The following is a 12,588-nucleotide window of genomic DNA, read 5'->3' on the forward strand; positions in this document are numbered from 1 at the left end:
TTTTATTCATAGTCATCCTCTGTGTAGCTTCCATTATTCTGAGCTTGAAAGAAATCCATGAATGGTTTCCCATATTTACGGAACTTCACTTCACCCACGCCTTTGATATTAAGCATTTCACTTTCAGACTGTGGACATACCACACTCATCTCACGAAGAGTAGCATCATTAAAGATAATATAGGAAGGCACATGCTCTTTACCTGCAAGCTCACGTCGAACAAGACGTAATTGCTCGAATATCGTTTCATTGACAGCAGATGGGGATTGATCACGACTGCGCGAACGGCTACTTCCACTAGCAGCGCCACCTGTTGTACGTGCCGGTCTAGCGACCCTCTGCATCACTTGACGTTGACCCTTCAGCACTTCAGCAGCCAGCGGCTGTAATTTAAGAACGGGATATTGCCCTTCTGATAGAGATAAGTATCCATCAGATGCCATCACATTGATAACTTCTGAAATTTCCTTTTCAGTCATGCTCGACATCGCACCATAGGTAGATAGGCTGTCAAACCCATATTGTAACACTTTTTTGTTACGTGATCCTTTAAGAACTGAAGCTACCATGGATACCCCGAAACGTTCACGCATACGGTGAATACATGAGAATATTTTTTGCGCATTCACCGTCATATCTACGAGTTCCCTCTCATCCGTACAAGAGCTACAGATGCCACAAGTTGCTCCATCATGCACTTCGCCAAAATAGTCTAACATCGCACTCCGAAGACAACGATTGGTATAGCAATAATCTAACATCTGCTGTAACTTACGATAATCGTTGTGCTTACGCTCAGAATCCTGCTGATTCTGCTCAATCAAGAATTTCTGCGTCATAATATCCTGCGCACTAAACAGTAGAATACATTGACTCGGTTCACCGTCACGCCCTGCACGTCCAGCCTCCTGAATGTAAGCTTCCATGTTCTTGGGCATGTTGTAATGAATGACATATCTGACGTTAGACTTATCAATTCCCATACCGAAGGCATTCGTCGCAACCATTACCCGTATATCATCATATAGAAAGGCTTCCTGACTGTTCGCACGCTCTGTATCACTCATCCCAGCGTGATAACGACCTGCTGCAATACCAGCAACCTGTAGCCGCTGATAAAGATCGTCTACATCCTTACGTGTAGCAGAGTAGATGATACCCGACTGATGAGCATGTTCAGCCGTATAGTTCATAGTAAATTCCCGCTTGTTCTCACCTCTAAGTACGGACATTGCCAAATTGTCACGTCCAAGTCCAGTGACAAATACCTGCGGCTCTCTTAAGCGTAGAAGCTTCACTATGTCATCCATGACTTCTGGGGTCGCTGTTGCCGTAAATGCAGCTACAATCGGACGCTGTGGCAATCCCTCTACAAATGGAGAAACGGATAAATAACTTGTCCGAAAATCATGACCCCATTGTGAGACGCAGTGTGCTTCATCGACAGCAACACAGGAAATAGGAAGATTAGCCATCTCATCGCGAAACCAGTCCAGCTCTAGCCGTTCTGGAGCGACGTATAAGAGCTTTAAATCTCCCTGTCTAGCGGCTCGAATTCGCTCATTAACTTCCTTGCCACTAAGTGTGCTATTGATATACGCAGCGGCGATCCCTGCTGTCGTCAATGCATCAACCTGATCCTTCATTAAGGAAATCAGTGGCGATACGACGATTGTTAGTCCTGGCATCATCAATGCAGGAATTTGATAACAGATCGATTTACCACCACCTGTAGGCATAATGCCCAGCGTATCTGTGCTCGAAAGTAGACTGGATACGATATTCCTTTGGCCTTCACGGAAATCCGGATAACCATAATATTTCTGCAGATAACTCTGCGCTTTGTCTATTGTCATCGAATCCATTGTCATTTTACATACTCCTTACTGCACCTTCTAGATCGAATGAACTAAAGGAAAATCCTTTTATTATTAATTTTCTTTGCAATCTATAGAACTTGGGAGCCCAAACTTTAGTTCAATCTATATAGATCTGCAAATTGGTATCGACTATTCTATATATAAGTTTACTGGGCTTTGCAGGATTGAGCAACCTGAGATCTCATATTCAATTTTCCTAATATGGCAATGCATGAACACACATGGTATTATTGGACTGAAAACCAAACAGGATGGAGAAAATACTGAAATGAAGAATAATCAGCGTCCTAGCCAAGGACATCAATCATATAACAAACCTAATTCACCGAAACGAAAAACAAGTGAAGGCAAGCAAGTGAGTAAACATCCACAGACGAACCGTACTAAAACTCAAACACCTAATAAACAATATACGGTTAAGGAACAGGCTGAACTATTGTCCTTCTTACTGAGCCATGTGTCTGGTGTCGGCCGTAATTCCATTAAATCTATGCTTGCCCGTGGGCAAATACTGGTTAATGACAAAGCCGTGACTGCATTTAATTACCCGCTTCAACCAGGCCACACTGTAACTATCTCCAAAGATAGAATTGTTGAAGAAACACCTCTTTTTGGACTTCGTATCATGTATGAGGATGACGACATCATCGTCATTAATAAGGAGTCTGGGCTACTATCTATTGCATCTCCTCAGGAGAATGAAGTGACAGCCTATCGACAGTTAACAACCTATGTACGTGAGAAGAATCCGAACCATCGTATATTTGTGGTGCATCGTCTTGACCGTGATACCTCTGGTGTGATGATGTTCGCTAAGAGTGAGGAGATCCAGCAGAAGTTGCAAAACTCGTGGCAGGACATGGTCAAAGAACGGACCTACGTTGCTCTAGTCGAAGGCAAGATCAAAAGACCAACAGGAACGATTAAATCATGGTTGAAGGAAAATAGTACATTCAAAATGTATTCGAGTATTCATCCGAACGAGGGGCAATTAGCAATTACACATTACAAAGTAGTTCAGTCGAATAGCCATTTCTCATTACTTGAAGTGAATCTCGAAACAGGACGTAAGAATCAGATTCGTGTCCATATGCAGGATATTGGCCATTCTGTTGTAGGTGATAAGAAATATGGTGCCAAAACTAAAGCCATTGGCAGACTCGGACTACATGCGCAAGTGTTAGCGTTCGAACATCCTACCAAAGGTGAAGTCATGACCTTCAAAACGGATACTCCTAAACCTTTCTTACGTACCAGCGCCCCTGTAGAAACAACATAGAACGATATCTTGAATAAAGGAACCTCAACCTACTACTGTAGCGTGAGGTTCCTTTTTTTATATTTCTTTGGCCCATCATTTGCATCCTCAGCGGAGCATCGTGCATATACTGAGCTCAACAGAGGAGGTTTTAGGCTATGATCTATGCTTTGATGCAGCTACTTGGGGGAATCATTCTATCCTTTGGCTGGGTGCCCCAAATTATACAGATTGTCAGAACAAAGTCCGTTCAAGATTTAAATAAGAAGACGTTTATTTTATTGTTTGTGGGGATCAGCTTAATGGAGGTATATGGGGTGCACTTAGCATTAGATGGTGTAGGATACGCCTTCCTCGTTACAAATACACTGTCTTTATGCTTGATCATGCTTATCTTATCCCTCGTTTGGAAATACAGATAACAGTGCTATTCATTACCACATTGCAAAAAAGTATAGAAAAATTGAAATTCCCCTTGTTTTTCTCACTATACCCAGTATAATACTTGGTATAAACTTTAAAAAAGGAGATTATAATCATGATAATGACCCCTACTTTATATGCTTCCTTGTGGACAGATGATTATTTGGATCTTCTTAATTATGCTAAAGAAATTGGAGATCTGGCGTGGCAAGAAGAAATCATTCTTAAACTCGCATCCACTACCGAAGAAACCATTCAATCCCTCATTCTAGATGAGGAGAAGAACGTATTATGGAGCAAATTTGATGCCATTAATGACGAACTACTTGAACTATATGCAACAATAGAACATTCGAAAAACGATGCGGAAAAACTACGCTTATCGCAGAAAGTGTGGGATTTGAAGCTCCAACGGGTTCATATTCATAATAAAATTAAATCAATAGATACTCAAAAATAGAAAAAGAGGCCTACGGTTGAGTGCTTAGCCAAGATGAATGAAAAGTTGCAAATGAATTTAAGGGATTCATTACGTAACTACTTAAAAACTCTGACGGGCTATATTTATATCCATGTCCTTCATACTCATGATGGACATTTTTTCCATCCCCATCTTCATGCTCTTCATCTTACTCATCATTTCTTCCATACACATTGCCATCATCGTCATTTCCATTATATATTCCTCCCCTGCAAACTTTATTTCAAATTCATATGAGAAACATTATCAATTAGAATGAGAGTATGCTACAATAGATTTCGAATCCACTAAAGAAGGAGTCGAACATATGGTCACTACCACAACGAAATATGCTACATTACGGATTGATGATTACTTGGATCTTTTGAATTTTGCTAAGGAAATAAATGACGTTAAATGGCAAAAAGAAATTATCCGTAAACTTAAAAGAATGAACGATTCTTCCCCCTCTCATAATGTATACGAGTGCAGCTAACATAAATAAACATCTGACAGTCACTGTTATCTTCTTCATACAGAAAAACCTCCTACACTCAGGAGGTTTTTCTGTATGAAGAACAGGATTTACTTTTATGTCAACAGTAATAGATTTATTATTTACCGTATTGGACATCGCCTTGCCAATTTAACATACCGCCAGTCATATTAATCACTTCATACCCAAGCTCAGCGAGGTATTCACAGGCTCTTCCACTACGTGCTCCACTTCTGCACACAATGACTGTACGCTGATCCAGATTAAGCTCCTTATAACGCTCAGGAAGTGTCCCTAACGGAATGTGCTTAGCCTCAGAAATATGTCCTGATTCCCACTCCTCATCTTCACGAACATCAATGATTCTGATCTCACCTTGGGCAAGCTTTTCTTGGACCTCTGATGGTTCCCATTCATGAATTGGCATCTCGTTCATCCTATATAACACTCCTCTGATTAGTATATATCCTATTGATTCTTCCCTATTGTAATTCAGCACTGTACTCCATGTAAAATAAGCAGGCCTAGACGGCCTGCTTCTACAAAAAGTTATTAACAATACTTTTAAAGAAAATTAACCTTCTAACAATAACGATTCTGGATCTTCCAACATTTCTTTGATTGCGACCAAGAAACGTACTGCCTCGCTACCGTCTACAATACGATGATCATAAGAAAGTGCAATATACATCATAGGACGATTTTCCATTCTTTCTTGATCGATAGCAATCGGACGTAGTTGAATTTTGTGCATCCCTAGAATGCCCACTTGAGGGGTATTAAGAATAGGGGTAGATAACAGAGAACCGAACACACCACCGTTAGTAATAGTGAAAGTTCCCCCTTGCAGTTCAGAGATAGCAAGTGAATTGTTACGTGCCTTACCTGCCAGATCAACGATTTGCTTCTCGATGTCAGCAAATCCTAGACGATCTGCATCACGAACTACAGGAACTACCAAACCTTCCTTCGCAGATACTGCAATCCCTATGTCAAAATATTTCTTAACAATAATATCTTCCCCATCAATTTCAGCGTTAAGAAGCGGGAATGCTTTGAGTGCTCCTACAACAGCCTTCGTAAAAAAAGACATAAAGCCAAGACTTACATCATGTTTCTCTTGGAAAGCTTGCTTACGACGCTTCCGAAGGTCAAGTATGGCCGTCATGTCCACTTCATTAAATGTAGTGAGCATCGCTGCCGTTCTTTGAGCTTCTACCAGACGCTTCGCAATCGTCACACGACGCCGAGACATCCGTTGTCTCTCCGATGGCTTATCGCCACCCGTCACACTTGCTGATGGTGAGGTAGCAGGTGCCTTAGCTGCAGGTGCTGCCTTACTTCCTTGTGCACCCACTGTAGCCTTAAACGCTTCAGCTGACTTCTCAGAGAAATTACGAACATTCTCTTGATAAATCCGCCCCTTAGTATCCCGATCCTGAACTTGTTCCAGATCAATGCCTCGTTCTCTAGCTAACTTTCTAGCGGAAGGTGAAGCTGCTAAGAAGGTTCCATTATCAGTTGAAGAAGCTTCTTCTCGATTCGCTGGGTTACTCCGAGACGGCGAGCTTTCCACAGGTGGAGCAGTCTGCTGTTGAGCCAGTTGGTTCTCCTTAGTCTCCACAGGCATACTTTTCACAGATGTATTAGATGCTTCGCCACCCGATTGAATTCTACCAATAACTTCACCGATCTGAACTGTGTCTCCTTCTTGTCTGAGAATTTTCTCAACGACACCGTCATGTTCAGCACTAATTTCAAGATTAACTTTATCCGTTTCAAGCTCAAGGAGTACATCTCCTTGGTTAACCGAATTACCTTCCTCTACATGCCATTTAAAAATCGTTCCCTCAGTGATAGACTCACCCATTGCAGGTACTATAATTTCATTCAAATCAGCTACCTCCTCATGGAAATATTGGTATTAGATATGATAGGACGGAGTGCCGATGAAATAATCTGTTGCTGTTCATAGGCATGAACCTTTTGATAACCACTCGCCGTACTTGCTCGTTCTGGCCGACCATTATACGTAATAGGTATTCCTTCTTTAGCAATTTCACGAATACGCGGCTCAATATAACGCCAAGCTCCCATATTTTTAGGTTCTTCTTGAGCCCACACAATTTCTTTCAAATGTGGAAATCTACTAAGTATGCCTTTGAGCTCATGATCTGGGAATGGATAGAGCTGTTCAACTCTCGCAACATGTAGCCACTCTGGACGCTTATTCTCACCTTGATCCAATGCTTCTTCCAACTCAACAGCTATTTTACCTGAACATAAAATTAATCTTTCTACTAACTCAGGTCTGCTAGCAAGTCCTGACTGCTCAACGACAGGTTGAAAGGACCCTGTGCTGAAGTCAGTAGCTGATGAAGCTACTCTTGGATTACGAATGAGACTCTTAGGAGACATAATAACTAATGGACGAGCTTGTTCCGTCTCGGTAAATGCTGCTTGACGACGCAGCAAATGGAAATACTGTGAGGCGCTAGTCAGATTAGCTACTGTCCAGTTATCCTCTCCCGCCAGTTGTAGGAACCGTTCTAATCTTGCACTTGAATGCTCTGGACCTTGTCCTTCATATCCGTGCGGCAGTAACATAACTAAGCTTGATTTCTGTGTCCATTTCGTACGTCCAGCAGATATGAACTGATCCATGATCACTTGGGCACAGTTGGAGAAATCTCCATACTGGGCTTCCCAGATCACTAACGTCTCAGGTGAATATACATTGTATCCATACTCAAAACCTAATACAGAAGCTTCTGAGAGTGGACTGTTATGAATAGCAAATGAAGCTTTCGCTTCTGGAAGTAAATGAAGCGGACAGTAAGTTGCACCTGAAGTCGGATCATGTAGTACTAGATTACGATGAGCAAAGGTCGCCCGTTCTGCATCCTGACCACTAATACGAATCGGTTTGCCATCTGCCAATATTGTGGCAAATGCTAACGTCTCTGCGAGTCCCCAATCTACTTTTTCACCCTCATTTAGAGCCGTTTCACGGCGCTCTAGAATACGCTGTAGCTTCGGATATACGTTGAAACCCACCGGACGCTGTAGTAATCCCTTGTTAATCTCACGTAATTTATTGAGTGGCACAGCTGTAGCTACCTTTTTTTCCTCCGAAGGCACTAACACAGCATATGACTGATGCTTTGCTTCTTGAGCTTCATTATTCTTAATTTCATCATAAGCAGTCTTCAAACGATCTATAACGCCCTGCTTCAATTGTTCAGCTTGGTCTTCACTCAAATAGCCTTCTGATTGAAGTTTAGATGCATATAGGTTACTTACACGCTGATGATTCTTCACTTTATGATACGTTAAAGGTTGTGTAGTTTCTGGATCATCTGTTTCGTTATGACCATATCTGCGATACCCTACAAGATCTATCACGAAGTCTTTTTTGAAACGATTGCGATAGTCACTTGCCAAACGCATGGCGGCAATACATGCTTCAGGATCATCTGCATTAACGTGCACGATTGGAATTTCATATCCTTTGGCTAAATCACTTGCGTAATGTGTTGAACGTGAATCCTTACTTTCGGTAGTAAAACCGAGATTATTATTCACAATAATATGAATCGTACCACCATTCTGATATCCTGGTAGCTTCGTAAAATTTAAGGTTTCGGCTACAATTCCTTCTCCAGGGAAAGCTGCATCACCATGAATAAGAACGGTCGCTGCTTTATTCACATCCTGTTGCGGATAACCCGGTTGTCCCCGATCTTCTTGTGCTGCCCGTGCAAATCCCTCAACGACAGGATTCACAAATTCCAAGTGACTTGGATTGTTGGCTAAAGTGATCCGTGCCTCTAGCTCATTTCCTTCCTTCATCAAACGCTTAGCTCCTAGATGATACTTCACATCGCCAGTCCAACCATAATTAATACCTGTTGAACCTTCGGATGGAATTAACTTCTTATTCGGAGAATGATGAAATTCAGAGAAAATTTTATTATATGGTTTGCCTAACACATGAGCTAATACATTCAAACGTCCGCGGTGTGCCATACCCATCAAGATATGTTTAGCACCGCCGACAATCATGGCATGGATCATCTCATCAAGCATAGGAACAAGTACATCGTTTCCTTCAATAGAGAAACGTTTCTGTCCAACAAAGGTACGATGTAGAAATTCTTCGAATTGTTCCACTTCATACAACCGCTCAAGCAGCGCAGAACGCTCCTCAGAAGTTAAAGAATATGAAGTAGACGCAGCTTCTGCTTGATTATTCAACCAGTTCCGTTCTTCTTCTTCATGTACATGACTGAATTCATAGGCAATGGTACCCGTATATAACTGGCGTAAGCGAAGAATCGCATCCCATCCAGTCAATACATCAGTTGGCGCAAACTCCCATATTAAGGAAGATGGAAACGCTTTTAAATCTTCTCTTGTAAGATTATATTGCTCAGGTTCAAGCAATCTTGTATCGGAAGCGGGTATAAGACCGAGTGGATCGATGTCTGCCGCTAGATGTCCATATGTTCGAATGTTCCACACGAGCTTGCCAGCGTCTACCCCTTTCTTCAACAAATTCCGATCCCATGAAATTCTTTCTGCAGGCACTTTAGATGTCGGCTCCAAATCAGCAATACTAGGAGGAGCTCCCCATAAACTGAATAAGTGTACAAATGTCTCATCCACAGACTCTGGATCATTCATGTACCGTTCATATTGTTCTTGTACGTAACCTAGATTGGGACCGTAATACGTCTGCCAGGGGTCGCTTGTGTTATGCTCATTGGTTATCATTGTCGGATAATACCTCCGTCTTGATTTATAATAGGTCAACACTTGGACGGAAATTGTAAAGATGTTTCTCTACTCATTATAAACAAAAGAATGTAATAGCTAAAATAACCATTTAGTATAGTTATGATCTAAAAAACAGATGGATCACACTAGTATTCAATAACGCTATCAACAAACTTACGTCCAATAAAATAAAAAGGGTATCTCCACACTACGTCAACCGATTTTGTCGAAATGCTGTTTCACATCCTCATGGGAAATGTGGATATTTTCATGCTGAGCCATATCTCCGATGAGATTATATCCAAAGTAGGCGTGTTTCGGCAATGGATTGAGTTACGGCTTCAGCTCTCTCATTCCATCTCATATTTGGAATCGGACTCAGTCTAATATTCATACTCAACTGCGACTTCCTATTATCATTCTACCATATCCCAACTGCAATTGAAGAATATGCCGAAGTCTAATGCTGACTATCAGGGATATGTCGTTCTAGGCGTCTGATCATGAGGAGCTACGGCATGAACCCCTATCAGGGTAACCTAAAACTCTTGTATGTAAACCCAACCTTCACTTCCATCACTACTCTTTGAAAAAGGGAACGCCCATCCATTATGGGCGTTCCCTTCGTATATTAGTCTATGTGATCTCTATTAATTACTAACTCTAGCAAAATTATACCCATCAAAACGTTCAGCGTTATGTAAAGCACTCCAGACATCGGGTGTTTCAGCACCTGTCCACCAATAAGCGAACCCTGCAATATTACGCTGTAATCCCATTTGATATTTGCCGGTAAGTGAACGACTTTCTTCTAACCATATACGGTGCTGTACTGAATTCTGTTGATAGCTAGCTGTATACTGTTGAATTGTCTTATTCCATACTGGCTTCAAACGATAAGTAGCCACTCTACTCGCTTGTTCTCCAAGTGTCATATCCGTTGAATGAATAGTCGATCCGCTACTACTCACTTTCCAATCTCTACTATAGAACGGAAGCGCAAGAATCACCTTTTTTGACGATACCTGCTGTAAAAGAGAGTCCAGTCCGCTCGTGATCCATGGCAACGATGATACCGAACCCGGATTAGGCGCTCCTGACCAATGTTCGTCATAGCCCATTAATAAGATATAATCAGCCGCCTTTCCTAGAGCAGCATAATCAAATACCTCTGTCCAATCTGTTCCTAAATCAGGAGATACGTTAACAGACAACGATACGCCAGCTTTATGAAGCTTATCCGCTAATGTTGAAATAAATATCGTGAAATAAGCCTTATCTTGACCAGACACATTCTCAAAATCTATATTTAGTCCATCTAAGCCATTATCTCTGGCGATTTGGGTCAATTCTACAATTACCTTAGATCGCTTAGTAGAATCAGATAATACTTGATGAGATGCCACAGCATCTGAATGATTGCCTACCATGCCCCAGACTTGTTTATTATTCTTATGAGCCCATTTAACAAGGGATGGATCGACAAGATTCGTAACAGAGCCATCTTTCTTAACGTAAAGCCAACGTGGTGATAACGTATTAATGTTGGACGAGAGAATGGATTGTTTATACTCCTCTGTTGTTTGTCCGTATTGCCAGCCTAGTTGGACACTTCCCTGTAAAGCTGACTCAATCGATGTCATCCAGCTCTTCTGCTGCATCATCCGATATAACAACGTAGCTGTTTCTTGCCTTGTGAGTAAGTGCTTAGGAAGGAAAAAACCTTCCGCTCCGTTCATCAGGCCCAGCTCATGAATAGTCTGAACATCATGTTTGACCCATGAAGCAATATCTTGATCATCACTAAAAGTCGTTGTACTGACACTCGCTGTAGCCTTAAACTTCAGTGCTCTCATCAGCATGACAGCGGCTTCTTCACGAGTAACAGGGTGGTTAGGCTCAAAGTTTGAACTACTTCTACCCGATGTAAGTCCAAGTAAATACCCTGCCTCGACCCATCCATAATACCAACTGCTTTTAGCTACATCCTTAAATGAAGGTATCGTAGACTTCACTTCCTTCATAGCTAACAGCCGTTCCAGCACCGTGATCCATTCCGCGCGAGTAATGGGCTTAGTAGGTTGAAATCTAGTAGCGTCAGTTCCGTTCATCAGGCCCTTGCTATAGACTGCCTGTATAGCACTCTCTGCATAGCTTCCCGAAATATCATTAAATGACTTACTTGATTTAGCTCCCACGGATAGCGGTAGGACGTTTACCATAATAAATACAATACAACAACTCCATATAACTCTAGTGATCTTGTTCACAATAACCCTCATTCCTAATATATAAGGTCTACAACCTCCTTATGCTAACAAAAGAATGGTCATCCCACATCCTTGAAATATTGGTATGTAAGGGTATAAAAGGATGTTTAGAAATGGTATACATATTGTGGTAAAGTCAATAACAAGAATATATCTATCCTACTTATTCAGCTGAAATGAGGAGATCCCTATGTTCCGCTCTTTTTTTGACTATGATCATTCATTACGTTTCCAGATGTTCTCAACATCTCATTGGGTTTCTTTGAGTGTGTTTATGATTCTAGTAGTACTATTGTTTGTGTTCAAGCAGTTTATAAAAAAGAAAATCAGAGTAAAAACCATCATTCGGTGGTCTATTGCTGTTATTCTGATTATGTCTGAGGTCACTTTAGAACTATGGTATCTTGTACAAGGAAGATGGGATATGAAGCATACCCTTCCCCTTGAACTATGTAGTATCACCCTACTTCTTGCCATTGTTATGCTGTTAACACGCAATCGATTACTATACCAAATTGTATTCTTTGCTGGCATTGCAGGTGCTGTTCAAGCTTTACTCACACCCAATCTAATCTATGCTTATCCACACTTTCGATTCAACCAATTCTTCGTCGCACATATCGCCATTATTATCGCCGCATTGTACATGACTTGGATTGAAGAATATAAACCAACTTGGAAGTCTATTGGAATAGTGATGATTGTCCTAAATATACTTGCCCTCCTAGTTGGAGTAATCAACTATTACATAGGGGCTAATTATATGTTCCTAATGCATAAGCCATCTACATCTTCTATTCTTGATTTACTAGGACCACACCCCTACTATTTAATAGCTGAAGAACTTATTGCGCTGTTTACATTTGTCACGCTCCACCTAGCATTCTTTGTGATCCCTAACTTATTCAAGCAATATTCCACAAGAACATCGCGTAATCATAAATTGAATGGGTAGCTTTGTCTGAAGCAAGAAGAAACGGTTACTGCCCTTAAAGGGACGGTAACCGTTTCTCGTAGAAATA

11 protein-coding genes are annotated in these 12,588 nt (G+C 41.3%); 4 read left to right on the top strand and 7 right to left on the bottom strand.

Features of this window, described 5'->3' with window-relative positions; translation table 11 throughout:
* Nucleotides 1–2: 2 nt before the first annotated feature.
* Nucleotides 3–1,871: a DNA helicase RecQ gene (gene recQ, locus UB51_RS15955; protein ID WP_044878156.1), complete on the bottom strand. Its 1,869-nt coding sequence runs from the start codon at nt 1,869–1,871 to the stop codon at nt 3–5.
* 277 nt (nt 1,872–2,148) lie between these two features.
* On the opposite strand from recQ, the gene UB51_RS15960 reads away from it, so the two are divergent.
* From UB51_RS15960 to UB51_RS15970, 3 genes are all read left to right on the top strand, one after another.
* Nucleotides 2,149–3,159: an RluA family pseudouridine synthase gene (locus tag UB51_RS15960; RefSeq protein ID WP_082063322.1), complete on the top strand. Its 1,011-nt coding sequence runs from the start codon at nt 2,149–2,151 to the stop codon at nt 3,157–3,159.
* Between the two features lie 137 nt (nt 3,160–3,296).
* Nucleotides 3,297–3,560: a SemiSWEET family sugar transporter gene (locus UB51_RS15965; RefSeq protein ID WP_044878157.1), complete on the top strand. Its 264-nt coding sequence runs from the start codon at nt 3,297–3,299 to the stop codon at nt 3,558–3,560.
* 116 nt (nt 3,561–3,676) lie between these two features.
* Nucleotides 3,677–4,021, top strand: coding sequence for a hypothetical protein (locus UB51_RS15970; RefSeq protein ID WP_044878158.1), 345 nt, complete (start codon nt 3,677–3,679; stop codon nt 4,019–4,021).
* 81 nt (nt 4,022–4,102) lie between these two features.
* Here the strand turns inward: UB51_RS15970 and UB51_RS29310 are convergent, their stop codons facing one another.
* From UB51_RS29310 to UB51_RS15990, 6 genes are all read right to left on the bottom strand, one after another.
* Entirely contained in the window at nt 4,103–4,237 is a 135-nt protein-coding gene (locus UB51_RS29310; RefSeq protein WP_267884707.1) for a hypothetical protein, read from the bottom strand.
* 142 nt (nt 4,238–4,379) lie between these two features.
* A complete protein-coding gene (locus UB51_RS28325; protein WP_160297276.1) occupies nt 4,380–4,556 on the bottom strand; it encodes a hypothetical protein in 177 nt (58 codons plus the stop codon).
* 79 nt (nt 4,557–4,635) lie between these two features.
* A complete protein-coding gene (locus UB51_RS15975) occupies nt 4,636–4,953 on the bottom strand; it encodes a rhodanese-like domain-containing protein (RefSeq protein ID WP_082063161.1) in 318 nt (105 codons plus the stop codon).
* Nucleotides 4,954–5,091: 138 nt separating this feature from the next.
* On the bottom strand, nt 5,092–6,411 hold the full coding sequence (odhB, locus tag UB51_RS15980) for a 2-oxoglutarate dehydrogenase complex dihydrolipoyllysine-residue succinyltransferase (RefSeq protein ID WP_044878159.1): 1,320 nt from the start codon (nt 6,409–6,411) through the stop codon (nt 5,092–5,094).
* A 5-nt stretch (nt 6,412–6,416) separates the two neighbouring features.
* Nucleotides 6,417–9,293: a 2-oxoglutarate dehydrogenase E1 component gene (locus tag UB51_RS15985; RefSeq protein ID WP_044878160.1), complete on the bottom strand. Its 2,877-nt coding sequence runs from the start codon at nt 9,291–9,293 to the stop codon at nt 6,417–6,419.
* A 653-nt stretch (nt 9,294–9,946) separates the two neighbouring features.
* On the bottom strand, nt 9,947–11,566 hold the full coding sequence (locus UB51_RS15990) for an S-layer homology domain-containing protein (RefSeq protein ID WP_160297277.1): 1,620 nt from the start codon (nt 11,564–11,566) through the stop codon (nt 9,947–9,949).
* A 190-nt stretch (nt 11,567–11,756) separates the two neighbouring features.
* Here UB51_RS15990 and UB51_RS15995 point away from each other — a divergent pair, with 190 nt between their 5' ends.
* Nucleotides 11,757–12,521: a YwaF family protein gene (locus tag UB51_RS15995; protein ID WP_044878161.1), complete on the top strand. Its 765-nt coding sequence runs from the start codon at nt 11,757–11,759 to the stop codon at nt 12,519–12,521.
* Nucleotides 12,522–12,588: the final 67 nt, after the last annotated feature.

This window comes from Paenibacillus sp. IHBB 10380 (assembly GCF_000949425.1).
Classification (GTDB): Bacteria; Bacillota; Bacilli; order Paenibacillales; family Paenibacillaceae; genus Paenibacillus_AQ.